Consider the following 26131-nt stretch of genomic DNA (forward strand, 5'->3'; position numbering starts at 1 on the left):
AGATCTTTTGAATAACTTATTTAACGGTAATTCGAATCGATAGCAAGTCTAATCCTCACTCCCCCCTCACCTCCAACAACCCCTCACTCTCCAGATAAACCTCCTTCAACCCCTGCAAAACCTCAGCGGAAGGCTCGGCCCATAAGCCTCTTTGTGCGGCTTCGAGTAATCTTTCGGCGATGGCGTGTAAGGCCCATGGGTTGCTTTCGGCGAAAAACTGCTGCATGTTGGCGTCCAGGGCGTAGGTTTCGGCTACTTTTTCGTACATCCAGTCGTCGATCACATTTGCCGTGGCATCATAACCGAAGAGGTAGTCAACCGTCGCGGTTAGTTCCAGTCCGCCTTTGTAACCGTGTTTTTTGATGCTGTCGAGCCATTTCGGATTCACAACCCTTGAACGGAAAACACGTAACGTTTCCTCTTTCAGGTCGCGCACCACTGGCTGGGCCGGGTTTTGCGAGTCGCCGAAATAATGTTTTGGCTGCTGTCCGGTAAGGCTGCGTATGGTCGCAATCATCCCGCCATGAAATTGCAGATAATCGTCGCTGTCGAAAATATCATGTTCGCGGTTGTCCTGGTTGTGCAGGGCCACCTCCACACCGGAAAGACATTGCTGAAATTCACTGCGGGCATCCACACCCTGCGCGTTCTTCGTATAGGCATAACCGCCCCAGTTGACATATGCCTGCGCAAAATCCGCATCGGCATGCCAGTTTTTTTCATTGATCAAAGGCAAAATCCCTGCACCATAAGCTCCCGGAGCCGCCCCGAAAATCCGGTAACTGGCTCGTTCTTCGGCATCTTCAATCGATAATTCATTGTCTTTTTGCAGTTCAGCCAGATCTTTCAGATAATGTTTGCGGACAAAATTCTGGTCCAGCGGTTCGTCCAGCGCGATAACCTGCTGCACCGCATCATCCAGCAATTCGATCAAATACGGGAAAGCATCACGGAAAAATCCACTGATCCGGGTGGTCACATCAATCCGCGGCCGGCCAAGTTCTTCGAGCGAAATAATTTCCACGCCGGTAATGCGCCGGCTTTCCTGCTGCCATACCGGCCGGGCACCCATCAGCGCCAGCACCTCCGCCACATCGTCCCCATGGGTACGCATCGCCGAAGTGCCCCAGATACTGATCCCGACACTTTCCGGATAACGCCCCGTTTCTTTCAGGTGACGATCCAAAACCTCCCGTGCAAGCTGCTGGCCTACTTCCCAGGCCGCTTTGGACGGAAGCGCGCGCGGATCTACCGCGTAAAAATTTCGTCCGGTTGGTAAAATATGCGCCATGCCCCGTGTAGGCGCGCCACTCGGACCGGCAGGAATATACCCGCCGGAAAGTCCGTGCATTAGGTTGGTAATTTCTTCATCCGTCCGCGCCAGATTCGGTACCAGCTGGGTACAGACAAATTCCAGTACCAACCGAATTCCTGCCAAGCCAGTCGTAGAAGGCGCCATATCCAGCGTTTCATACAAAACCTGATCAATGGATTTTGGATGAAAACGATGTTGAGCCAACACCCGGAACATATGATTGTTCAGCTCATCAATAATTTCCATTGCATCCGCCGCCGTCACCACCGGCCGACCAGCCAGCGACTGAAACTGCGGCGAAACCAAATCTATTTTCTGACCTTTTTTCTGCAAAAGGTCCTCTATTTCAAATCCAAAAAGTAAAGCCATTTCCGACTGTAAACCCGGCACTGTGGCATTAGGCAGTCGGGTCAGCGCTTGCAGCATATCAATCAGCGCATCACCTTCCGGCATTTGTCCGAGGGTGTGCAAACCGTTACGGATCTGCGCCGCACCCAATTCACACAAATACCCGTCGATGTCCTCGATCAGGTGGGCAATATCCTTTCCGTCCATCTCCGCCAGACTCGCCGGCACACCTTCGGGCGTCATATCATCATCCCAATCGTGCTTGTGATCGCCATGGTCGCGGCTCAGCATCGCAGCCAGATCGGCATCCAGATTGGTCTGTTTGATCAACTCCCAGATCTGTCTTTGCAGCAAAGGTAATTTCGACGGATCAAGCGTTTCCACCTGATAATATTCATCGACAAGCTGAGTTAGCTGGGCCAGTTCGCCATAACTATCCGCGGAAGTCATGGGCGGAGTCAGGTGATCCACCACCACGGCATGGGCCCGACGTTTCGCCTGCGAACCTTCGCCGGGATCGTTGATAATAAAAGGATAAAAAAGCGGCAGATCGCCCAGAATTGCATCCGGAAAACAGTTTTCCGACAACCCGATTCCTTTGCCCGGAAGCCATTCCAGCGTTCCGTGTTTACCTACGTGTACAATCGCATCAGCGCCCCAGCCATCACGCAACCAGCGGTATAACGCATAATAATGATGCGTCGGCGCGAGATCCGGCTGGTGATAAATGGCATCAGGATCCATACCATATCCACGTGGTGGCTGTAAGGCTACAAAGGCATTACCAAGTTCAAGTCCGGCTAGGGCGATATGGCCGTCATGGACATAGGTTTCGCCGGGTGCCTGTCCCCATTGTTTGGTTATTTTTTTGCGTAAAGCTTCCGGTAATTCATCAAACCAGCCAGCATATTGATCAAAAGGAACCCTTCCGGCAGCGTTCGAAAGCTGTTCGGGCGTGAGGTAAGTCTGGTCGTAAGAGCAGCGGTCAATTAACTGATGAATTAATTCCGTCCCGGTCGCCGGCAGGTTTTTAATCTGATAACCTTCCGCCTGCATCGAATGCAAAATATTCATCAGCGAAGCCGGCGCATCCAGCCCGACCGCATTCCCGATCTGGGAAGCTTTGGTATTGGAATTGGTAAAAATGAAAGCGATTTTCTTTTTCGAGTTTTTCAAATGACGCAAACGGGCAAAACGCAGCGCAATTCCGGCTACACGGTCAATGCGGTTGTCGAGCGCTTCATACCCTTTTGCCTGTCTATCTTTTTCCTTGAAAGAAATCGGAACGGTAATAATCCGCCCGTCAAATTCAGGAATCGCCACATTCATAGCCGTATCCAAAGTGCTCAACCCGCGACTGGAAGATTCCCAGGCATTGCGGTTCATAGTACTGGAAATCGCCTGGATAATCGGCACGTTCAACTGACTCAATGCTTTTTCTGCGCCGGTATTATCAGAACCTTCCTTTTGAATATCAGTAATCGCAAGCGAAACGGTGTTGACCAAAACATCAATTTGAACCCCTTTTTCTCCATTGAAAAACTGGAAAGCAACAGGTTGTCCGGAAACCGGATCGGTAACTTTGAGTGATGACGTGAAAATGGGTAAAACATTCATATCACGATCTTCCAAAGCGCCGACCATCGCGTCAATAAAAGCAGTATTTCCACTCGTCCAGTGCGAGCGGTAAAAAGTAATTCCGGCTGTGGGCTGGTCTGGATTATATCGTTTAAGCCAATCAGAAAGATCAGCATTTTCGGGTAGATCAGGATGATAAATGCCATGTTCTGGCAAAGTAACAGGCGCGTCGGAGCCAAAACCTGTCATCAACAAATGATCAGAAAGGTAGTAAAGCAGCGAAGTGAAATTGGTATAACCGCCGGCCTGGAGATATAACATGGCATCATGCAGAATCGCGGGCGAAACCGTAGAAGCGGCTGCGAAATCAGGATTCAAATCGCCTGTTCCGCTGACTACAATAAGATGTTGTCCATTTTTCTTCGCCCGATTAATCAGCTCATTAAAGCCCGGAATTGCACTAGGCCGACCGAGAATCCGAAGAATAATAATCTGTGCTGAGGCAATTTCACCGTCAAGCAACTGGGCCATCTGGGCCTCACTTTTCACGGCCATTAAGTTAATACCTAATGTTTTCGGGAAATCATCAGGCAAATCCTGAATGGTCCGGTGTAGTGTTAACAGATCGGTATCCGCATGGGTAAGGAAAACAATTCCTTCCGTCGGCATGGGAGTCTGCCCGATTTTTGTTGAAGCTTCGGAACCCTTCCAGGTATAGAATTGAAATACATTTTCCGACAGTTCTGCCGGTGGAACCAGAAAACGATCGGCGGCAATCATGCTATCGATGTAATCAAAAATGGCAATAATCTGCCAGTCGCTGTTCACTGAATGAAACCAGACGGAATTTCCGTCAAACAGAAGTGTAACGACATTCGCCAACGTGCACGGGCCGAGGCAACCGCCCTTTGTCATGTGCACCACATTCCGCATTTTCCGGCGTAGCCACTCACTTTTGTACAATTCAACCGGAATAGGCGCATACCCGCGATCCACCCGACCGCAGCAGCAAGCGTTGTAACAATAAGACAAATGTCCCCGGCGCTGTACAAGATTGATGGCTTTCCCGTCTGCGCGGGTGATACGTTGGCGTTTAATTTCTGACATAAGTTGTTGGGCTTTGGCTATTAGCGGTTAGCTTTTAGTATGGCCGTTAACGTGTTTTTTGATAAAAAGAAAGACTCCGGGGTAGGAGTCTTTTTAGGTTGATGGTGTGTAAGGTGTTATGGATTTTTAGAGAGGAAGCTTCTCAGACTATTTTGAAGCAATAGTATTTTGCACAAATTCCTCAGAAACTTTAAGTAAACTCGCGATTTGAGAAACAGTGTAATTATCCGTTTCCCATAGACTCATGATGAATGAGACGGTTGCTTTTTCAACGCCTTTCTCAATACCTTTTTTTTCCGCTTTATCGAGTACCATTTCTCTTATTTCCATACTTTTTTGATTACCGGTTAGCGCTCCGATTTCTTTATCAAATTTAACATTATATCCTTGATCTGCAAAGGTTATGTAGCGCTGTAAAAAGATCAGCAGATCATCAATTTTCTTTTTTGAAATCTTCCGCCTAAGTAAGTTTTTTGCCAGCGAATATTTTAGATCAAACAAACTTTAGTATTCTTTCACGCGAAGGCCGCAGAGCAAAAGCTTAGCGTTCTTTGCCCTTTCCTTACCTGCTTTGCGTGAAACCTTTAGACGCGCAATTCTTCAATAAGTATTCAATAAACTCAACCCGCTCTCCCCAATAGCAGTGCACATAAGAAGCAAATGTATTCTGTTTCCGGTAAAGCTGTGTTTCCACTTCAATTCCTTTGGCATTTTTAGCGGTGACGGATTCTGTGTCCAAAGCATTTTCCACTAATCTGGAATAATGAAATTCATGTCCTTTCAATTCCAGATTATTCCATTGCATGGTTCGGTAACCCAGGGCCAGTTTTGAATTTTCCATAGAAGTCGTGCAATCCAAAACAGCAGCCATCGGAAAATTGGCACCTCCAGAGGTGGTAATTGCATTCCCTAAATACATGAGTCCGCCACATTCTGCATAAGTCAGCCCGCCAAGCAGACAATAGGATTTAATACTTGCCCGCATCGTCTCATTCTGGCTTAAAGCATCCGCAAACAATTCCGGGTAACCGCCGGGCAGATAGAGGAAATCCGTTTCAGGGAGTTCCTTGTCGTATATTGGGCTGAAAAAAGTAAGTTCACCAAAGGAAGAAAGGACATCAATGTTTTGATGATAGGTAAAAGTAAATGCCTCGTCCCGGGCGATCGCTATTTTATGCTTTTTTTCGGCAGGAGACTTTTTGTTGATGATTTTTGATTTAGCAGTAACTCTTGCAGAAATTTCCAGTAACCGGTCTATATTAATCGTTTTTGGAATTTCTTCTGCCAGTTTTTCAATAATATTTTCATAATCCGTTTCAGAAGAAATGTGCAATCCTAAATGTCTGGAAGGAATTGCCAGAACTTCATTTTTGGGTAAATAACCAAGCGCCTCGATACCAACTTCCTCACAAGCTTCCTGTAAAAAACGGTAATGAGAAGTGGTACTGACAAAGTTAAAAATCGCTCCAACGACGTTAATTCCTTTATAAAAATTCTTAAAACCATATAGCAAAGGCGCGGCTGAATAAGCCATAGACTTTGCATTAATCACGAGGATCACCGGGATATCCAGTAACTCAGCAATCGCCGCGCTGCTCCCCTGCATTTTATCTGCCCCGTCAAACAGGCCCATTACACCTTCCGTTACAGAAACATCTGCATTTTCCGAATATTGCTGGTAAATATCTCGAACATGCGCTTCCGAAGCCATGAACGTATCCAGATTTATTCCCGGATTTCCAGAAGCAGTCGTGTGATGTTGCGTATCAATATAATCTGGCCCGCATTTGAAGGGCTGTACGATTAATCCTCTGTTTTTCAAAGTACGCAAAAGCCCGAGGGTAAGCGTGGTCTTACCGGAATTACTGGATGGAGCTGAAATCAGAAAATGAGAATTTATCATGTTATTTTTAAGGTACACAGAGCGGACGCCGCGCGGGGTCACTGAGGTAAAAAGAGGTACACAGAGGTTTGTTTTGAAATAAGAAAAATCTCTGTGTATCTCTTCTTAACCGCGCGGCGTCCGCTCTGTGGTTCTCCGCGTATCCTGCCTATTTTAGTACGGGTAATACTACGTTGCTGCCGTTTTTTAAGTCGTGGTGAATGGTGATTTTAGCCGATTGGAAATCGGATTCGTTGGCTTCGAAAATGTTAATGAATTTCTGTGGGTTACGATCAACCAATGGAAACCAACTGCTTTGGATTTGCACCATCACACGGTGACCTTTTTTGAATGTATGCGCGACTTCATTCAGTTTGAAAGACACTTTTTCAACCTTGTCTTTTACAAACGGCTCTGGTTTCGAGAAGCTGTTACGGAATTTTCCGCGAAATACTTCTGCCCGTACCATTTGCTGATAACCGCTCATATCCAACGGTTTCGGCTGTCCGCGCTGAACCTGCGCCGGCAGGCTGTCCGGCCATACATCAATCACTTTTACGACAAAATCAGCATCTGTGCCGGTGATTGACACTAAAAGATTGGCCGTTATTTCGCCTGTCAGGGTCAGATCCGAGGTCAGAGAATCAGTCTGGAAATAAATTACATCCGGGCGGCGGGACGCAAAACGCTGGTCTTCTGCCATGTATTTATTATTTCTGTTACCACTGATTTCGTTCGTATACGGAACCGGTTTGGCAGGATCGCTGATGTATTCGGTTGCTGCTTTCCCGGCTTTCGGTTTTTCCGAAGAAAGTTTTCCTTTGCTGTGGAAGTAGAATGTTTCGGGCTGACTATTCTTGGGCGGCCAAACATCGTAATTTCTCCACTGATTGGAACCCGTTTCAAAAACCGTTGCCTCAACCTGGTTAAATTCTCCCTTATCTTTTAGATAAAAATTGAAAAACCGGGTTTCGATTTCATCCTGATAGTACTGGTTTAGGTCAGCGCCAAACTGATAATCAGCAAACGATTTCCAGCTCGGAGAAGCCCAGCCACCGTGCGTCCATGGTCCCATAACCAATCTCGTATTGTTGTTCGGGGACTGCTTTTCAATAGCGGCATACGTTTTCAGTGCACCATATAAATCTTCTGCATCAAACCAGCCTCCTACGACCAAAACCGCTGGTTTGATATTGGTCAAATGTTTCCTGATATTTCTTGACTGCCAGAATTCATCGTATGTGTCATGAGCGGTAACTTGGCGCCATACACTTTTGGGATCTGAGAAATAGGCATTTGTGTTGGCTTTTTTCAAAGGGCCGAAATCCAGAAAATATTGATAGGCGTCATTAAATTCAGCATTGAAAAAAGGTTTGTAACTTTCTCCGTTTGCACTTTTTGGACCGTCAAAACCACTGTAAAAACCGAAATTATCCATGAGGAAAAATGCACCGTTGTGGTTGCAGTCGTCTCCTAAAAACTCGTCGGACATGGGTGCCTGCGGTGAAACCGCTTTCAAAGCCGGATGGGCGTCGGGTAAAGCTGCTGAGGAATAATAACCTGGGAAGGAGATTCCATAAATTCCCACTTTCCCATTGGAGGCGGTATTCTTCAAAAGCCATTCAATCGTGTCATAAGTATCGCTGGATTCATCGACGTCTTGTTTCGTTTTTTTGTTAGCAATCGCCGGCGTCATTTCCCGGAAATTTCCTTCGCTTTTGTATCGTCCACGGGCATCCTGATAGACAAAAATATACTTCTCTTTCATCAGATTCGTATTTGGCCCCAGGCGTTGGCGGTAATTATTTAGGCCGTAGGGACGGCAGGAATAGGGCGTCCGCTGCATCAGAACAGCATATTTTTCATTGTTATCCCTTGGGGTGTAAATGGCCGTGTATAGTTTGACACCATCCCGCATTTCGATGAATTGCTCCGTTTTCTGATAGTTTTTTCTTACCCAGCCGGTGTCAGGTATAGCCACGTTTTGGGCCCCGGCAATTAGTGGGAATAAAAATAGGAGAAGGTAAATTATTTTTCGTTTCATGGGCATGATGATTGGCATTAATTGTTGTCTTAACAAAAATACATTAAGAATCGGGTTTGTTGGTATGGACAGATTTTAAAGTGTATGTTAGTTTTTAGATATTTACACGAAACGTTCCGATGGAACGAAGGCATTAGGCTCAAACGAAATCTTAGCTACCAGCCAGACGTCCCACGGGGACGTTTTTGTTTATCGATATCTGGCGTTTTTATCGGATTATGGGAATAGCATTAACCGAATCATGGTTCCTAATGAAACACCCCCAAGGGAACGTTTTTTGCAAAATGGTGCCCTTGGAACGTCGTCCCATAGGGACGTTTGGTCGGTAGAAACTAGGTTCAATATCGATCAATTCGTTCCGTAGGAACGTTTCGTGATTTATTGTACACCGTCTTTCAAACGATCTTCAGCCGCTACTTTTCGCTTTAAAACCGGCTTTTTATTTTTGACCTTCCTTCTTAACCATTTCCACGTCAATACCAATCCTGTACTGCTCGCACCCAAACCCCCAAGCATCAAAATAATCACAATGATATCCCATAACGGTCTTTTGTAGAAGATGAACGTGAAATCCAGACTATGTAATCCGTGGTACAACCACCTTTCCAGGCGGCTCTTTTTCTCATGTTTTAAAACCACCTGTCCCGTTTTCAAATCAACGTAATACCATGTTTTTTCGGGTGTATCCATTTTGACGCGTAACACCGGAAGACGTTTATCCTTGTTTTTGGAATAATAATAATCGTCGTAGTCCGAAAGTACCACAGCTTCGGACATATTAGCTGCCGGGTTCAGTGCTTTAACCGTTTGGATAAAAGGCTTGTACGGAAATAGTTCAAAAGCGTTGTCCGACGAATTGTCGGCTCGTAATAACTGGGTATGTTGTTCGTCCTGATAGGCCTGATAATATGGTTTTCCCTGTAATTGTGTATAGTGAATCTCTTTTAGTGCCAGATTGTTTTTAAATATCTCCGATGCTTTCGAAGGAGGCAGCGTAAATAAATCAGGTTTGAAAACGCCGCCTGTCCATTGTTTATTTTCGTCCGGATTCAGTCTGGTAAAGGGTGCCCAATCCCAGGGAGTCATGGATAACAGACCACTGAAAACCCAGGTAAAGGCAAAAATTCCAAAGACAAAACCGGTGTAATGATGCCATCGGAACCACTTTTTTTTATACGGACTAAAAGCCAGTGAGTCTTTATTCTTCTTTTTGTAACGAAGAAGACCCATAGCAATACCAGCGATGCACATGAGTGTACCCAGGGAGGAAGTCCAGACGATAATATCATTCCAAAGAGGTCTGTTTCTCAACAGCACAGTCGGGTAAATCCAGTGTGGAATAGGGCCCAGCCAGGCAAGGAAACGCTGTTTGGCATTAACCATTTGTACTACTTCTCCTGTTTGGGTAGACACATACAGGTAGGTTTCTGCGGGATCGTTCATTTTAAAACGGTGTACCGGGGGCTGATATCCAATCGACCTGGCACCGGCCATCCACTGATCGATTTCAGTTAAGGTTTCAAGATTTTTTGGTTGATATCGATTTTTCAGAAAAGCGACCGCCAGTTTTTGTGCCAGTGTAGTATCAGTTGGAGTCAATAATTCTCCATTGTCTGCGTAAATGGCCAGATTTTTATTTTGAATCGTCGTAATGCGGTAGACAGGCCTGTCGAGCAACATCCCTAACCTGACTGCGCGTAAGGTATCCATGATACTGGCTTTTGTCAAGGCTTCCTTCAGACTTAGATTGGCGTGGCTTAGGTCAACGACGGGTAGGTTTTGTAATCTTTCATTTTGCCGCATCGTCGGATATTTGGCATACATCATCGCGAAACCCGACAAAAACCAGATCACAAAAAGCAGGCTCAATGCGAATCCAAGATAGCGGTGCAGGAGCAAAGTATATTTTGTAATGTTTTTCATAGGAAGAAATTGACATTTTCGCCGGATAGCTAAGATTGTCAATCGAAAATGTTTTGGGCTGATACTGTGTGTTATGCAAAAATCCCGTCCGACGGTTTTTTTCGACCGTCGGACGGGTAAAAAAATTTAGATATTATACTTCAAACTCAGCAGGAAGTTTCTTGTTGGGCCCGGTGAAAACTGGCTTGTGTAAATGGCGTTGGCGAAGTACTTTTCGTTGAACACATTGTTGATATTCAGGCGTAAACCTACGCGCCCGACGCGGTATCCAATTGCTACATCTGCAATGGTATATGCAGGTAACGCATAGGTGTTGGCACTGTTGGTGAAAGTCTCACTCATGTAATTGGCGCCAGCCCCTACACTGAGTCCTTTCAGCGAAGTGGTTTGCAATTCATAGTTCAACCAGGCATTTAACATATTGGTGGGAGCAAAGGATACTCTTTTTCCGGCAGCGACATTGATTTCTTCGCTGTCATACGGCAGGTATTTCGCTTTGGAGAACGTGTAACCGGCCGAGAGATCCAATCCTGGTAAAAGGTTTCCGTTGATTTCTGCTTCAAATCCCTTCGATTCGGCAGAACCAATTCTTTTGTAAATACCACCAGGCAAAGCTTCCAGCTGATTGTTTTTACGCATATAATAAAAGGCAAGATTGGCAGCCCATCTGGATGATAATTCCAGACGACTTCCGACCTCTCCCTGATAACCCGTTTCCGGATCGAACGTCTCTCCATTGGGTGCCACACGCCGTGATGGCTTGAAATAAGTCGAGTAAGAACCGTAAACAGACAATGGTTCTATTGGCTGGTACACCAAACCTGCTCGGTAAGTCAATGCAGATTTTGAAATGGTAGATTCGGGGCCTCTTTCCGTTATATTTCTGTCGGCGTCAACTTTGTTGGTATAATAGGTGCCGTCGAAAATATCATAACGCAGCCCGGCCAGTGCTTTTAAATTATCCGTGATTTTGATCCAGTCCTGCACATAAATCCCATGAACATTTTCCATGGTCGCTTTGTAATTCACGTCCCTGAAATTGATATAACCCTGATTCAGGATCGGATTCGAGATCGCTACGGTTGCGTTTTTGCCAGGACCATAAACATCACCATTATAGGTTTTTCTGTTGAGAAGACTTAATGAATATCCAACCAGTAGTTTATGTTCAATGCGGCCGGTATTGAATTCATAAGTCAGTTCCAGCTGATTTTGCAGGGGTTTTGTTAAATGATTGAAATAAAACGGGAACGAACGGTTGATCGAATCCAGAGAATTGTTCAGCGTCAATTCCTCTGTTGAGAAGTAATTGATGTTATCGTCGTAGTAAGAAAGCTGGTTTGAAACTTTTAACCTCTCGCTGAATTTATGAACATATTTCAGCTGATAGTCGTAGCGCGTATGTTTCAGGAAATCTGCCGGGTCGTTGTAACGCGTGTTGATATTCATTCCCGGAACGACCTTGCTGCCTTCAAGCATGGGAATGCCGGTATCGGTATCATAAATATCTTTATTGGCTCCAATTGTCAGATAGAATAAGTCTTTGTCGGTGGGGGTATATTCCAAAGCCAGATAACCGTTGTTTGTATTAGAACCCGAATGACGGTATCCGTCGGTATCCGACATGCCGAAATCGACCCGGTAACGCAGCTTGTCGCCGATTGCACCGCCGGCGCCGGCACGGATTCTTCTGGTATTGAAGCTGCCATAGGTCGCTGAGAAATCTGCTTTGAAATTGGCTGTCGGGCGTTTTCTGGCAATGTTGATAATGCCACCCAAAGCCGAGTGACCAAAAAGGACAGAAGCAGGCCCTTTTAAGACTTCTATACTCTCAACATTGGCAAGATTGGTATTAGGTGCGCTGGTAGAAATGTTATGCCGCTCATCGCGGGCGCCGTCGATCAATAAAACGAAATTTGAAAATCCACGAATGGTAAAGTGTTGAAAACCGCCATAGGTATTGTTAGCCCGGACACCGGTTGTGTTTTTCATAGCTTCGCCCAAATCATCGGCTCCACGCTGTTCGATTGTTTTTACAGATACCGTGGAAGTTGTGATTGGCATATCACGAAGCGGGACATCAATTTTGTTTACAGAAGAAAACGACCGATTGGCGCCTGAACTGATCACCACCTCCGACAGTTCGTTGGTTTTGCTGTTTAACTTATATTGTAAAAGTGTTATCTCATTCTGTTTGATTTCGATGTTTTCTTTTTTTACCTCATAACCAATTCCGCTTGCCAGCAATGTGTAATGTCCGGCCGGAATGTTTTTGATCTCAAAATGACCGGATTCGTTGGTGATCACCGCGAAAGATGTGCCTTCCAGACGAACGTGAATACCAATAATCGGATCTCCGGTTTCACTTTGGATAGAACCTTTTAATGTTCCAAAATGATGGGCAAAAGCTGTATTGCTCAGCAAAAGTTGAATAAGAAGAGCAATTTTAAGTACATGACTGTACCATGATTTTGGTGAAATTTGATTGCTGTTTCCAGTCCGCGGGAAACAGTTTTTTTGCGTTTGCATACCTTTAACTTTGATTAGAGAAATGAGTTAAAAGCTCCTGGCAGTATTTTGAAATGCAGTCGGAAGGAAGAAGAAATGAAGACAAGAAATTGTGTTTGCTATACCGCAGGGGCACAGCGATCCATGGCAAATTTGCCTGGATAGAAAACACCAAACCTGACGAAGCTTCATTCCGCGAAAGCATTGTCAACATAGAAAAAGGCAGGTCTCCTGACTTGTAACATTTATACCGTCCTTCCCGGGGAAATAATGAGTGAATGATAGAGTGTGAGAATGATTGAATGGTGGAGTGCGCCAGATTTTGGAGCCGTCCGCCATTCAATCATTCACTCATTCAAAATTCAATCATTGGCCCAGTGGACATGCGTGATATAAATTTTTGATGTTACTTACAGTTGCGCGACAGTTCGTGATTTGCACACGATTCCCTATTAATTCACTGATAGTAAAACCTTTTCCTGTTGGAAAAATAAAGAAAAGAACTTATTGAGGCGCAAATGTACGGTTTTAAATCGAAGTTGTCGTACTCGCACGAAACGTTCCGACGGAACGAGTGTCCATGATTTTTCCGTATTTCCTACCCACGAAATGTTCCCTTCGAACAAAAAAGCGGGTGTTAGATGGGATAAAAATTCTTTACGAATTTATTACTATATTCTTGCACGAAACGTTCCGACGGAACGAAGGTTCAGGGTATTTCGTGATTTTCTACCCACGAAATGTTCCTGTCGGAACAAAAAAGCGGGTGTTAGACGGGATAAAAATTCTTTACGGATTTATTAATGTATTCTTGCACGAAACGTTCCGATGGAACGAGCGTCCATGATTTTTCCGTATTTTCTACCCACGAAATGTTCCCTTCGAACAAAAAAGCGGGTGTTAGACGGGATAAAAATTCTTTACGGATTTATTACTACATTCTTTCACGAAACGTTCCGATGGAACGAGCGTCCAGAATGTTTCCGTATTTTCTACCTACGAAATGTTCCTTTCGGAACAAAAAGAGGGGGTTAGACGGGATAAAAATTACTACGAAACGTTCCTTTGGAACGAGCATCCCAGATTTTTCCGTATTTTCTACCCACGAAATGTTCCTGTCGGAACAAAAAAGCGGGTGTTAGGTCGGGGTTTAAATGCCTTAAGGTTTACAATGCGTTATGTTTTTGTCCCTTTGGGACAATTCGTGGGTAGAAAATGGTGTAAAGCGAATGGATTTTCGTTCCGTCAGGAACGTTTCGTGATTTTCGATAAATTGCTTGCTTACAACACACTATCAAAATATGGCTAATACTTACACACAACTTCACATCCAATTTGTATTCGCGGTAAAATACAGGGAGGCACTTATTCAACCGGTTTGGAAAGATAAATTGCATCAATACATCACCGGAATATTTCAGGAGAACCGGCACAAGATGCTTCAAATTAATAGCATGCCTGATCACATTCATATCCTCGCCGGCATTCGTCCGCATCAGTCGATTTCCTCCTTGATACAAAACGTTAAGACAGAAAGTAACAAATGGGTTAAAGCTCAGAATTTTTCCAGGCATCCATTTGCGTGGCAAGAAGGTTATGGTGCCTTTTCCTATGGAAAAAGCCAGGTCCCCGACGTGATCAGATACATCCAAAACCAGGAGGCCCATCATCAAAAGAAAAGTTTTTTAGAAGAATACAGGAAATTGTTGGTGGCGTTTGACATTGAATGGGAGGAGCAATATATTTTTAAGGAATTGGAATAGGCGGCAAGTATTCGTCACGAAACGTTCCGAAGGAACGTTGGGCAAAAGCAATGCATAGATCTTTTCTACCAACAAGATGTTCCGATAGGAACATGTGCTACCCGGCATTTGTCAATATAAAAGTATTTTCAATTTGCCTCGGGTGTCGCTACCGGGGAGTGCTGTTACCAGAACATGTGCTACGGGGCATTTGTCAATATAAAAGTATTTTCAATTTGCCTCGGGTATCGCTACCGGGGAGTGCTGTTACCAGAACATGTGCTACCGGGCATTCGTCAATATAAAGGAATTTTCAATTTGCCTCGGGTATCGCTACTGGGCATTCGTTAATATAAAAGTATTTTCAATTTGCCTCGGGTATCGCTACCGGGGAATGTTGTTACCGGAACATGCACCATCGTACATTCGGCAAGTTAACAGTCTTTGCGATTTCCCTGCTTCATCTCTGCCACGAAGTAGTTTTTGCCGAATCATGTCCCATCGGGACATTTTGTAGGTAGCAATAGAATTTCCAATTTGCCTCTTTTCGTTCCGTAAGGAACGTCTCGTGTGGATTGCCTTAAACTATCATCTCTCAAAATAATTTTGCCTCACTAATAAATTTAATAGTAAGTTTGCACCCGTTAAGTGGTGTGTTAGGCACAAGGCCTAAACACTTAAAAGGGAATCCGGTGAGAATCCGGAGTAGTACCCGCTGCTGTAAGTTCATTAAAAAATCATGACATTCTGCCACTGGGGATTAATGTTAAATGATAGAATTAGTGAATGATAGAATGTTGGAAAAAGCCAAAATCTGGCACACTCCACCCATTCTATCATTCAAAACTCAATCATTCAAAATTGAACCGGGAAGGCGTCATTCGATGGAACGAGCCAGAAGACCTGCCATATAACATCATATTCGGAATGCTTTCGGGAAAAGAAGCAGGAAGTTACTGAGTTGGCAGCGTTCTTTGTTGCTAAGTTGCTTCGTAGTGCATTTTTCATAAGTAGCCCGTCATATGTTAAAACGGGTATTCTCAATTACTTATGTGAAAGGAAATGATCAATTATTTATTAGTAGACTCTCTTCTTCTTGGCGTTCAGCATTCTTTTGAACCTGACCATATGGCGGCAGTTTCAGTATTGGCCACCGAAAAAAATCAGAAACCCAAAGACCGCTTGAAGCTGATCTGGCGCTCGTCGCACTGGGCACTCGGACATTCCCTGACACTTATTTTGTTTGCCTGTCTGGTATTAATCCTGAAATCAAATGTTTCATTGGATATATCCGAGAAAGTGGAGCTGATTATAGGCCCGTTGATGATCTGGCTGGGTATTGTGGCATTACGACGGAATTTTCGGAAACCTAATTTAGCTGAATTATCAGTTAACGCTCAAAAAGTAAGTCGTTCCTTTTGGGTAGGGATGGTGCATGGACTGGCAGGAACGGGTGGCGCCTGCGCCGTGGCGCTGACACTCGCAGCCAGTGACGCTTATACCGCCGTTTGGATTATCGTTATCCAAAGCCTCGGTATTATCCTGTCTATGTCGGCGTACGGATATTTCTTCGCTTTTTCAATCAATAAATTTGCATCCAAACGGGATTCTGTCTTGAAAATCATCAATTACATCGTAGGCGCTTTTTCAATTATTATCGGAATTATGACACTGTATGAGGCTTTTCAGGGATAGTTTTTAAGGCATCACTTTGAAAAAATCCTGCTCAAAATCGCAATCAATTATTTTATCCATACCAATGAAGCATAATTTTTACTTTTCTACCTTTCATCAACTCACGTTTGCCGGTCTGTTAGCCATGACCGTTACCACTTTCTCTGCGCAGGCACAGGAAGTGGTTTTACCTGATTCTACCCGAGAAAATATATTAAATCCTGTTGTTGTAACGGCCACACGTTACGAAACCAGAAAGGAAAAAATTCCTCAAAAACTGGATATCATCAGTCGTCAGGATATTGAAATGACTCCTTCCAATGACCTGACGGATATTGTCCGTAAGACAGCTGCGGTGGATGTTATTCAATACCCGAACCTTTCGTCCGGAATCGGTATTCGTGGATTTCGTCCTCAGTTTTCCGGATTAAACCAGCGTACCTTGTTACTGATCGACGGGCGGGCCGCGGGAGCCACCAACTTATCGCAGATCAACCTGAATGGCGTAGAAAGAATTGAGGTTTTAAAAGGACCTGCTTCCTCTTTGTACGGATCCCAGGCGATGGGCGGTGTAATTAACATCATTACGCAAAGGTCAAAAGGAGATACAAAAGGCAACGGATTTATCGAGTACGGAAGTTTTCAGACATTTCAGGCGGGATTAAATGCCGGCGGAAACCTTACCAAAAAGCTGGATTATGATATGTCGTTCTCCTATTTTGAAAGATCAAAAGATTATAAAATCGGGAAGTGGAATTTGTTTCGTGATGCTTTCGATTTCACTTCGGTCAGAAAAAATTATACGGCTCAACCTGTTCAGGATGTTGATGAGACTAACACGGACGGTCAGAGAAGACCTTATACAAAGCTTCATTATTTTTCTGGTGCGTTGCGACTGGGTTATCAGTTGAACGACAACTGGCGCATTGATATTCGCGGCGATAAGTTCCAGGCAAAAAACGTAGAATCGCCCGGCGAAATTTCTTCGGGTTCTACGGAAGCAAGCACAAAAGATGTGGACCGCGCTGCGTTTGATGTGGCTTTGACCGGTAAAATCGGCAATCACAGTCCGAGCCTGAAAGTTTTCACATCGGAAGAAAATACAAAAAACTATACACTCAACGCATCCGGCAAACCGGTTATTCCCTTCCGTTCTGCGGAACTGGGAAATTCCTGGAAAGGTATTCAGGTGAAAGATGTTTGGTCAATCGGTAACCATTCTTTAATTGTCGGTTATGATTATCTAAATTCTTCTACGGAAAGTCGCCGCTGGACAAACGATACAACCGAACGCGCACCGACGCAGCCGGCTTATGCCATTATTTCGTCCGCATTTTTTGCACAGGCCATGTTGAACTTCGGTCGTCTGACGGTGCAGCCGGGTGTTCGTTATGATAATATTACCTTCGACGTAAAGGAAACGGCACTTTTGCCGACGTATAAGTCAGGTAAAAAAACAAATCCGTTTACAAGTCCGAGCTTAGGGCTGAGTTACGAGGTTATCCCTGCACTGCGCGTGAAAGGAACCATTGGCCGTGCGTTCGTGACAACCGATGCTTACAGCGTAGCGGGGTATAACGAAATACGTGATTCGAAAGGAAGAATTGCGGTCACCGCCGGAAATCCGGATCTGAAAAATGAAAGCAGTGTAAGCTGGGATCTGGGGTTAAGTTTTAACAAACCCAAAACAGGTCTTTCCGCGAACGTAACGTATTTTTCAACGAAGGTAACCAACCGGATCGCCAAAGTGATCAGAACCGTTAATGAACCACTTGAGAATAAAGATGTCATCGTTTCCCGTGCTACTTTTGTCAATGCGGCTGATGCAGAAATCAACGGTCTGGAAACGGAAGTAACGTATGATTTTGGCGCACTTTCCAATTATCGTTATTCTTTGAAAGCGTATGTCAACGCAACTTCGATGTTTAAAGCAGCCGAAGATATTGTTGGAACTGACGAGTCAAAAGTTACCCGCGACATTCAGAACGTGGCTAAAAACACTTTCAACTATGGTCTGGAATATGACAACCTGAAATGGCTTCGTCTACGCTTGTCGGGGCGTTCGATTGGAACACGTAAGGATATCGACTACACCGATCCGATAAATCCGGTAATCGACTATCCTAAATATATGGTGCTTGATTTTACGGCTGCTTTCAAAATCGCTCAAAAACATACGCTGGCATTAAAAATTAATAACGTGACCGACGAAAATTATTATGAAAAGCGGGGTTATAACTTGCCCGGACGCGCTGTTTCGGTAAGATATACGGTTGCATTTTAGAACAAATTAATCGGTTTCAATCAACCGTTTGCTGAATTGTTTCCCTTCGGGATAATAATATAAATCCTTCATCCGTATTTTAGGGTGAAGGATTTTATATTTACGTTACATCTCAATCCACCCACCATGCGATCACGGATTTACGGCTTCATTCTATTTTTATGCGTTTTTCATTGTCTGACTTCGGTTTGCCTTGCGCAATCTGCGTTTAACATAGTTCCGCTTGGGGTTAAAGGAGGAGTAGAGGAAGGCAATATGTCGGCGTACATGATCGCGCCGGTAAATTCGACGGCTTACGTTTGTCTGGATGCCGGCACCATTCATCAGGGAATCGAGATGTCCGTTTCCAACGGAGCATTTGCAGCAACGACGGATCAGGTTTTCAGGAGTTTTATTAAAGGTTATCTGATCTCACATCCGCATCTGGACCATATTTCGGGACTGATCATCAATGCGCCGGAAGATACAGCCAAGAGTATTTATGGCCTGCCAAAATGTATTGAAATTGTTAAAAATCACTATTTCAACTGGGAAAGCTGGCCGAATTTCGGAAGCGACGGAAACGGTGTTTCTTTAAAAAAATACAAATATAAACCGCTGACCGAAGGGCAGGAGATAAGTCTGGAAAATACGGAAATGACTGTGAAAGCTTTTTCACTCAGTCATGGAAACCCCTATGAAAGTGCGGCATTTCTGATTCAGCATAATGGGAAACAGGCATTGTATTTCGGAGATACGGGCCCCGACGAAGTAGAAAAATCAAACAAGCTTCAAAAAGTGTGGGAAGCCGTGGCTCCGTTGGTTAAGGCAAAAACGTTAACCGGTATTTTTCTTGAAGTTTCCTATCCTAATGAACAGCCAGACAACAAACTCTTCGGGCACCTGACGCCTGCCTGGCTGATGAAGGAAATGACCAAACTGGCGACGCTGGCAGGAAAGGAAAACATGCGGGATTTAAAGGTTATTGTTACCCACATCAAACCTACGGGACAAAACGAGGTGATCATCAAAGGCCAGTTGAGTGATGGCAACGCATTGGGTCTCGAAATTATCTTTCCCGAGCAGGGAAGTGCTTTCGAACTATAAAAAAGCCACGAATTCGCACGGCAGAATATCCGTTAAACCCGTGGCACACAAATGAGATTTATGACTAAAACAATCCGATTTGCTTTGATGCATTTGGATTGTGGGGAATTTTAATGTCCGTCCCAAACTCTTTATTAACCTTTTCGATCAGATAAGCCGATAACAGCGGTGAGGCTTCTTCGTGGTTTTGGTGCACAAAGAAATAGATATTCTCAATACCCGCATCGACCCATTTTTTCAACCGGTCCATCCAGTCGTCCAGGCGCGTGTAATCAGAGTCCACATTAGCTCCGTTGTAGCGGACAAATGCTGTTGGCGTAGTCAGGCGCATATGCAGCAAGTCGCGGCGGCCAGCGGTATCGGTGATGATGTGTGTGATGTTTTTCTTTTCCAGGTGTTCATAAAGATGATCGCTGTTCCAGGAACCGTCATACCAGGCGGTATGCCTCAGTTCAAGCGCCAATGGAAACCCGGAAGGCCACACCTCGAGATAATCTCTTAATGCTTCCCAGTTTTTCGGCCCAAAGTTATCCGGCAATTGCAGAAACAGCATGCCCAGCTTTTCTTCGAGATGGGAGATATGATCTAGATAAACACTCGTTGGCTCTTCCGCGTCTTTTAATCTTTTCCAGTGACTGATCCCCTGGTGCAGTTTCGGGAAAAACCTGAAACCTTCCGGCGTTTTGTCGTGCCAGCTGTCGATGGTGTCAACCGGGAAATTGTTGTAAAAGGTGGCGTTTAATTCAATGCTGTTAAATTGTGTGGCGTAGTATGCAAGTTCGTCTTTTGTGCCTTTTGGATAAAAGTTTTTCAGGTCAGATTTATTCCATTTTGCACAGCCGATAAAAATTTCCGGCTTGCCGTTTTTTGATTTTTCTAAAACGGTCTTGTTATCCTTATGGTCGGGAGGAAGTATGAAATCTACTTTCTCCGGGTTTTCAATTTTTCCGAATTTCATGGCACTTTATATGGGAGTAAGGTTTAGGAAAGATGACGGGACTCTTAAATATACCAAATAATTCAGGTAACGAAGCCCCGAAAACTAATTGTATAAAAAAGAAGTGCCATGGTTAAGCGAATTAGCCATGGCACTTTCATCTTTGTTAAGATTATCTTCCGAAATCGTCCTGAACGCGAACGATATCATCTTCATCCGATGGATTGGAAGGATCTGTGTGCTGCCAGATTTCAGCCACAACACCCCATTCATCCACACCGATCAAACGGTGACGCTCGCCCTGGTTAAGGCTGATCACGGTTCCGATTGGCAATTGTTTCATTTCCGTTTCTTCATCCGTATCGCTGATCACAATACCCGCGTTGCCACCGATCACTTTCCAGATTTCAGCGCGACGGTGGTGATATTGCCATGATAAACGTTTTTCCGGAGCTACCACTAGTATTTTAGGGCTTAGCTTTTCATAACCTGCAAAATCTTCCAGGGATAAATGAGGGAAAAATGTTTTGATAAACTGTGGCGCCTGGCTTTCGTCAAGCACAAAAAAGCCTCCCCATGGACGAGAATGGTCTTTTGCTACAACATTGAAGCCTTGTTCGTCAATGAACTTCTGTACATTTTCAAAAACAACAGCTTTGTCCGTTGAAGCAGGAAATACATCAAGCATATTTTGATAAGTTTGGTTATGATCCGATAAACTTCAAAATTAGAATAAAAAGCAAAAAGATGCTCCGATATTTTGGAGCATCTTTTGAAGAGGGCTTGCGTATTTTATTTATCCCACCATATTTTAGTCATAAATGTATCACCGCCCTGTCTTGTAATGGCTTCTTTGATGTTGTCGTTGACACCCACTTCACTTTGCGGATAACGCAAACGGCGTGGGATTTGTCCGTTCGTTTCATTTCCCGGATAGTTTACAGGAATCAGTTTTGGGAATCCGGTTCTGCGCCAGTCGGCCCATGCTTCCATGTGATTTAGTACAGAACCATTGATCAGCCAGTTTTCGGTCTGGATCGCTTCGAGTTTTGCATCCAGACTGCCAGCCGGATAAGGGTTGGCAGTTGCATAGGCTTTTGCGTCGGTGTCAGTCAATGTGCCTCCGTAAGAATTCAGCTGAAGAATCGCAGCTGCCTGGCCTGCTTCAAAAGCTGCTTTGGCATCTCCCGTGGACCAGCCACGTTCAATGGCTTCTGCTTTCAGCAATTGCGATTCTGCGTAGGTCATGATAAAATAAGGGTTGCTCAACGCGTACATGTTCGGTGCAGCGCGGGAATAGTTATCCAGATTTTTTTCGGGAAGTGAAGCCAATGCTGTGGCATCGGTTCCGCTTGGAATTCCTATTTGCTTGTCAATGGAGCGGTCTCCACTTTTCAGCGCCGCTACAACCGGAAGACGAGGGTCTTTCCTTGTTTTCATCATGTCGATAAAAGTTTTGGCCCACTGAATATTATTTCCATCCGCAATTTTTCTTCCTGCACCCAGGTTCCAGGAGTTGGCATTGGAGTTATTCCCTGCACCTGTTTTATCCATTTTAATGGCAAAACTGTCATCGTTATTGGTCATGACACCCGCGTCAATAGCTTTTTTTACCCAGCTCTGTGCATTGGCTGCATCGGCTTTTTGCATGCGCATGGCTATACGCAACATCAGTGAATGTGCACCTCTTTTCCACTTTTCAAGATCGCCGCCGTACACAAAATCAGCAGTTGTCGGTTTGTAAGAAGAAGCATTAAAAGCCTTGGTCGCTTCGTCAAGCTCTTTTAGCATGTCCATATAAATGGCCTGCTGGGCATCGTATTTTGGAGAATTGATCTTACCAATAAATCCTTTTCCTGCTTCTGAGTAGGGTACGTCGCCATAAAGGTCAGTCAGGAATGAAGTTTCAACCACTCTCAGTATTCTGGCCATCGATAGTATGTTCACATCTTTTGCATCCTTACTTGCCAGATCGATCAGGTTGACCAGGTTTTTTATCGAATTTGGATAAGAGCTTTCAAAATAGGCTGCACTTAAATCACCTTGAAAAGTATAGACTGTTCCGCGGTAAAAATTCACTTCCACAGAAGCCATTTGCTGCATGATACAACCCGCATAAATGAAATTGGCACGCCAGGATTTATAACCCGGATCACCGGCAGACCCCGCCAGCAACAGCGATGACTGGCTCAGCAGATAGTCCAGAGGAACAGATGCCGGAGCATTCGGATTGACGTTCACTTTTTCAAAGTCCTTCGTACAAGACCCTAAAAAGGTCATCAGACTCAAAAGGATTAATATTTTATGTCTCATAATGTTATCTTGTTTGATATGATACCGATTCTTTTAGAATTTCAAATTCAGGTTAACACCCATACTACGTGTCGGCGGAGCACTGTAAAATTCCAGACCTTGCGCGTTGGAACTATTATAATTTGATTCAGGATCGATATTTGGCGTTTTCTTGAAAAGTATGAAAAGGTTACGTCCGGTCAGAGATAGTGAGACTGCCTTGAACGGAGATCTCGCACCAAGATATTTCGTTGGGATTGCGTAGTCGATGATGATTTGACGTAGTTTGACAAAGTCAGAACTGTAAACAAAAGGCGTAGCAATGTTGTTGGCGATTCGTTCATAGTATGGCTGCGCGTCTACACGCACTGTATTTGGTTCGCCTTTTTCATTTACGCCTTCGCCGATTATCCCACCTTCACGTCCTACAAGCGTTTCGATCTGATTTCCGCGTCGGTAACCTAATGCGTTTGTTCCGGAGAATAATTTTCCGCCGAATTTACCATCTACAAGGAAGCTTAATCCCACGCCTTTATAACGGAACGAGTTGGTGAAACCCAGGGTCCATGGTGAAACTCCTGAGCCATAACTGATCAGCTCACCCTGAAGTGGATATCCTTGCGCATCGTATACCACACGGCCTTGCGCATCACGTTTGAAGTCAAAACCTTTCACCTGGCTGTAAGGAAGACCTACGTCCTGGTGCACATATGCTGTTCTGGTTCTGTTTTCATCCACGCGCAATGTTTGCAGATTGTCATACAGGTTGATAACTTCACTCTTGTTGTAGGCCATGTTAAAGGAGGCATTCCAGGTAAAGGAATTCTTTTTCAGCGCTTCAAAATTTAACAGAAGTTCTATACCCTTATTCGATATTTCACCTACATTGAATACCGCCGCATTATAACCTGAGGTATAAGATACAGTCGCATTGACGATGTCGTTGGTCGTCTTTCTTGTGTAAAATGCAATATCGGCGTTTAAACGGTTATTAAATAACCTTGTTTCCAAACCAGCTTCAAAGGTTGTTGAAGTCAGAGGCTGCAAAAGGCTATTAGGGATCTCGGTGTTATTGATCTGTGCCAACGGAGCACCGTTGTGCGCACCGGAAAGCGCGTAGGTTAGCAATAATTTATATGGATCCGTTGCACCACCGGCCTGTGCCCATGAAGATCTTACTTTCAAATAATTGATCGCATTAGGCATTTGTATCGCCTCCGAGACAACAAAACTACCACCCACAGACGGATAAAGAATACTGTTGTATCCTTTGGCGAGGGTAGAGAACCAGTCGTTACGCGCTGTGGCCGTTATGAACAGATAGTTGTTGTAAGAAAACTCACCGGAGCCGTAAAGTGAATTGATCCGTTTTTCGATGTAGTTTTCGCTGGAAGTTCTCGCTGCCGGGTCAATATTAGAAATATCATAGAAAAACGGAATGTTGAAATTATTTCCGCCAAGGTTGGTAAGCCGGTTCACATTACGCATCTGGTTTCCTCCCAGGATAAGGTTTAACCCGAACTTATCTCCGAATTTCTTATCGACGCCCAGCATCAAATCCATGTTGCGCTCCATAAATTCCCTTTGATTGGAGGTATATGAGCCCAGTGTTTTGTAAGCGGTTCCATAAGGTTCGATGGCGCGATAGCGGTAATTGAAATAATCGATCCCGATCCGTCCTTTGACATAAAGCCAGTCGGTAAAGTCAAATTTAGGTTCGATGGCACCGATCACCCTGTTTTTCTGGTCGTTGTTGACGAAATCGTAGGCGGCAAAATATGGGTTAGTCACATAAACATTATCAGACCAAACCAGTTCATTTCCTTTGGCGTCATACTTGCTGTCTTTGAACGTGTTAACGTCCATGGAAGAGGCAAGGGAATAAAGCGTGTAATTTGCATTACCCGGAGAATCGGATAGCCTTGGCCTGTTCTTGGTTTTTTCAAAAACATACTTGATGTTGGTTAATACGGTCAGTTTTTTACCAAGCGTTGAATTAACATTCAGAGCGAAGTTGTTACGATGCAGCGTGTTGTTTGGCATCACCCCCTTGTTATCCATGTTGTTGATAGAGAAACGATAGGTACTGCTGGCAGCCGCTCCCGAAAAAGCAATACTGTTGGTAAAAGTGCTTCCCATCTGGTAAAACTTGGTCAGGTTATCGCGTTGAGCAACGTAAGGTCTCGAAATACCGTCATACTGAACCACGTTGGTGCCATCCAGTTTTGAACCCCAGCTGTTTGAAGTAAGGGCTTCCGCAACCGTTGTTGGTTTCAAACCTTTATTTCCCATACCGTATTCATACTGGTAATCTTTAAATTCCTTGATCAGCAGATCTTCTGCAAGGAAATTGCTATTGACTTCCAGACCGATACCTTTTTCCTTTTTTCCACCTTTTGTAGTTACCAGAATAGCACCGTTTGATGCCCGGGAGCCATAAAGGGCTGCCGCAGTGGCACCTTTCAAAACACTGATATTCTCAACTTCATCAGGGTTTAAACTAGAAATACCATCTCCTTGGTCAGCGCCGCCCCACATACCCGCCTGTCCAAGGTTTTCATTGTTGATTGGTATACCATCGACCACGATAAGTGGCTGGTTATTTCCGGAAATGGATCCGTTTCCACGCAACGTGATCCGGGTAGAACCTGCTGGTCCTGTCGCCGTTCCGGTGATGTTAAGGCCGGCTACTTTACCGGCAAGGGAATTTGCCATGTTTGGCGTACGTGCCACGGTCAGTTCCTCTCCTTTGATCTCGGAAACTGCGTAACCCAGTGCTTTCTTCTCCTTTTTAATCCCCAGCGCAGTCACCACCACCTCATTCAGTGCTGTGGCTTCAACGACCAGTGAAACATCAAGTAGGGATGCGTTAATGGTGATCTCTTTTGAATTGTATCCGATGAAACTAAAAGTAAGCACCTTGCCTTTTTCGGCCATGATACTGTATTCGCCCTTATCGTTGGTGGTTGTGCCCCGGTTGGTTCCTTTCACAACCACGTTGACACCGGCAATTTCACTTCCTCCTTCTTCAATTACTTTCCCCGTGACCGTCATTTCCTGGGCAAAACCCATGGTGACGAGCAAGAAAAAGAAGAAGAATGCTGGCACTAGTACATTTTTTCGCATACTGCTTTCAAGTTTTAAAATAGGTTAATTGGACTCTGGGAAATAAAATTAATTATACAAATAGTTACATGTTGCTAATGTGTCTATTGATATAATTAAATTATTTGTTACAAATTTACCATCCTGAAAGTGTATAAGTATAGTTTTATTTTATCAAAAAATAACACAGTAATTAACTCTCGTCTACTTGCAAATGCGTGCTTTTTCACGAAAATGAGCTACTTAAAACAATGATTGATTGTTTTAAGTAGCTCATTTATAGGTTTTTGTAATTAATATAGGTCC

The 26131-nt window shown here is 44.4% G+C and carries 15 protein-coding genes and 2 riboswitches; of the genes, 5 read left to right on the top strand and 10 right to left on the bottom strand.

Annotated features, from left to right (window positions below):
• Positions 1 to 55: 55 nt before the first annotated feature.
• From cobN to M1L62_RS12230, 6 genes are all read right to left on the bottom strand, one after another.
• A complete protein-coding gene (cobN, locus tag M1L62_RS12205; protein WP_254413316.1) occupies positions 56 to 4348 on the bottom strand; it encodes a cobaltochelatase subunit CobN in 4293 nt (1430 codons plus the stop codon).
• Positions 4349 to 4495: 147 nt separating this feature from the next.
• Complete coding sequence (locus M1L62_RS12210) at positions 4496 to 4849, bottom strand: hypothetical protein (protein ID WP_254413317.1); 354 nt, start codon at positions 4847 to 4849, stop codon at positions 4496 to 4498.
• A 61-nt stretch (positions 4850 to 4910) separates the two neighbouring features.
• Positions 4911 to 6251 carry a cobyrinic acid a,c-diamide synthase CobB gene (locus M1L62_RS12215; protein ID WP_254413318.1) on the bottom strand — a complete coding sequence of 447 codons (1341 nt, stop codon included), beginning with the start codon at positions 6249 to 6251 and terminating at the stop codon, positions 4911 to 4913.
• A 148-nt stretch (positions 6252 to 6399) separates the two neighbouring features.
• Positions 6400 to 8274: a CocE/NonD family hydrolase gene (locus M1L62_RS12220; protein ID WP_254413319.1), complete on the bottom strand. Its 1875-nt coding sequence runs from the start codon at positions 8272 to 8274 to the stop codon at positions 6400 to 6402.
• Positions 8275 to 8652: 378 nt separating this feature from the next.
• Positions 8653 to 10197 carry a PepSY domain-containing protein gene (locus M1L62_RS12225; protein ID WP_254413320.1) on the bottom strand — a complete coding sequence of 515 codons (1545 nt, stop codon included), beginning with the start codon at positions 10195 to 10197 and terminating at the stop codon, positions 8653 to 8655.
• A gap of 126 nt (positions 10198 to 10323) precedes the next feature.
• Positions 10324 to 12726, bottom strand: coding sequence for a TonB-dependent receptor (locus tag M1L62_RS12230; protein ID WP_254413321.1), 2403 nt, complete (start codon positions 12724 to 12726; stop codon positions 10324 to 10326).
• A gap of 53 nt (positions 12727 to 12779) precedes the next feature.
• Between M1L62_RS12230 and M1L62_RS12235 the strand changes: the two genes are divergently transcribed.
• From M1L62_RS12235 to M1L62_RS12255, 5 genes are all read left to right on the top strand, one after another.
• The gene (locus M1L62_RS12235) at positions 12780 to 12947 is read left to right on the top strand and encodes a hypothetical protein (RefSeq protein WP_254413322.1); all 168 of its coding nucleotides are present in this window, start codon (positions 12780 to 12782) and stop codon (positions 12945 to 12947) included.
• Positions 12910 to 13197: riboswitch (cobalamin riboswitch) on the bottom strand. (Overlaps the previous gene by 38 nt.)
• Positions 13198 to 14006: 809 nt before the next feature.
• Positions 14007 to 14468 carry an IS200/IS605 family transposase gene (tnpA, locus tag M1L62_RS12240; RefSeq protein WP_254413323.1) on the top strand — a complete coding sequence of 154 codons (462 nt, stop codon included), beginning with the start codon at positions 14007 to 14009 and terminating at the stop codon, positions 14466 to 14468.
• Positions 14469 to 15079: 611 nt separating this feature from the next.
• A riboswitch (cobalamin riboswitch) is annotated at positions 15080 to 15372 on the top strand.
• Between the two features lie 137 nt (positions 15373 to 15509).
• Positions 15510 to 16142 (top strand): cytochrome c biogenesis protein CcdA, encoded by a 633-nt coding sequence (locus M1L62_RS12245; protein ID WP_254413324.1) that lies wholly within the window; start codon positions 15510 to 15512, stop codon positions 16140 to 16142.
• Positions 16143 to 16206: 64 nt separating this feature from the next.
• The gene (locus tag M1L62_RS12250; RefSeq protein WP_254413325.1) at positions 16207 to 18405 is read left to right on the top strand and encodes a TonB-dependent receptor plug domain-containing protein; all 2199 of its coding nucleotides are present in this window, start codon (positions 16207 to 16209) and stop codon (positions 18403 to 18405) included.
• Between the two features lie 126 nt (positions 18406 to 18531).
• Positions 18532 to 19491, top strand: a complete 960-nt coding sequence (locus M1L62_RS12255) for an MBL fold metallo-hydrolase (RefSeq protein WP_254413326.1) — start codon at positions 18532 to 18534, stop codon at positions 19489 to 19491.
• Between the two features lie 64 nt (positions 19492 to 19555).
• Here M1L62_RS12255 and M1L62_RS12260 read toward each other — a convergent pair whose 3' ends face one another.
• The 4 genes from M1L62_RS12260 to M1L62_RS12275 all read right to left on the bottom strand — a co-directional run bounded on the left by M1L62_RS12260 (position 19556) and on the right by M1L62_RS12275 (position 25846).
• Entirely contained in the window at positions 19556 to 20449 is an 894-nt protein-coding gene (locus M1L62_RS12260) for a DUF72 domain-containing protein (protein ID WP_254413327.1), read from the bottom strand.
• Between the two features lie 151 nt (positions 20450 to 20600).
• Positions 20601 to 21116: a cupin domain-containing protein gene (locus M1L62_RS12265; protein WP_254413328.1), complete on the bottom strand. Its 516-nt coding sequence runs from the start codon at positions 21114 to 21116 to the stop codon at positions 20601 to 20603.
• A gap of 104 nt (positions 21117 to 21220) precedes the next feature.
• Positions 21221 to 22741 (bottom strand): SusD/RagB family nutrient-binding outer membrane lipoprotein, encoded by a 1521-nt coding sequence (locus M1L62_RS12270; RefSeq protein ID WP_254413329.1) that lies wholly within the window; start codon positions 22739 to 22741, stop codon positions 21221 to 21223.
• 33 nt (positions 22742 to 22774) lie between these two features.
• On the bottom strand, positions 22775 to 25846 hold the full coding sequence (locus M1L62_RS12275) for a SusC/RagA family TonB-linked outer membrane protein (protein ID WP_254413330.1): 3072 nt from the start codon (positions 25844 to 25846) through the stop codon (positions 22775 to 22777).
• Between the last annotated feature and the right edge of the window lie 285 nt (positions 25847 to 26131).

This window comes from Dyadobacter diqingensis (genome assembly GCF_024220585.1).
In the GTDB taxonomy this organism is placed as follows: domain Bacteria; phylum Bacteroidota; class Bacteroidia; order Cytophagales; family Spirosomataceae; genus Dyadobacter; species Dyadobacter diqingensis.

What these genes read in the sequence shown, in the direction of transcription:
- cobN (WP_254413316.1), bottom strand. Translation starts at nt 4,348, where the DNA reads ATGTCAGAAATTAAACGCCAACGTATCACCCGCGCAGACGGGAAAGCC.
- M1L62_RS12215 (WP_254413318.1), bottom strand. Translation starts at nt 6,251, where the DNA reads ATGATAAATTCTCATTTTCTGATTTCAGCTCCATCCAGTAATTCCGGT.
- M1L62_RS12220 (WP_254413319.1), bottom strand. Translation starts at nt 8,274, where the DNA reads ATGAAACGAAAAATAATTTACCTTCTCCTATTTTTATTCCCACTAATT.
- M1L62_RS12225 (WP_254413320.1), bottom strand. Translation starts at nt 10,197, where the DNA reads ATGAAAAACATTACAAAATATACTTTGCTCCTGCACCGCTATCTTGGA.
- M1L62_RS12230 (WP_254413321.1), bottom strand. Translation starts at nt 12,726, where the DNA reads ATGCAAACGCAAAAAAACTGTTTCCCGCGGACTGGAAACAGCAATCAA.
- M1L62_RS12235 (WP_254413322.1), top strand. Translation starts at nt 12,780, where the DNA reads ATGCAGTCGGAAGGAAGAAGAAATGAAGACAAGAAATTGTGTTTGCTA.
- tnpA (WP_254413323.1), top strand. Translation starts at nt 14,007, where the DNA reads ATGGCTAATACTTACACACAACTTCACATCCAATTTGTATTCGCGGTA.
- M1L62_RS12245 (WP_254413324.1), top strand. Translation starts at nt 15,510, where the DNA reads ATGATCAATTATTTATTAGTAGACTCTCTTCTTCTTGGCGTTCAGCAT.
- M1L62_RS12250 (WP_254413325.1), top strand. Translation starts at nt 16,207, where the DNA reads ATGAAGCATAATTTTTACTTTTCTACCTTTCATCAACTCACGTTTGCC.
- M1L62_RS12255 (WP_254413326.1), top strand. Translation starts at nt 18,532, where the DNA reads ATGCGATCACGGATTTACGGCTTCATTCTATTTTTATGCGTTTTTCAT.
- M1L62_RS12260 (WP_254413327.1), bottom strand. Translation starts at nt 20,449, where the DNA reads ATGAAATTCGGAAAAATTGAAAACCCGGAGAAAGTAGATTTCATACTT.
- M1L62_RS12265 (WP_254413328.1), bottom strand. Translation starts at nt 21,116, where the DNA reads ATGCTTGATGTATTTCCTGCTTCAACGGACAAAGCTGTTGTTTTTGAA.
- M1L62_RS12270 (WP_254413329.1), bottom strand. Translation starts at nt 22,741, where the DNA reads ATGAGACATAAAATATTAATCCTTTTGAGTCTGATGACCTTTTTAGGG.
- M1L62_RS12275 (WP_254413330.1), bottom strand. Translation starts at nt 25,846, where the DNA reads ATGCGAAAAAATGTACTAGTGCCAGCATTCTTCTTCTTTTTCTTGCTC.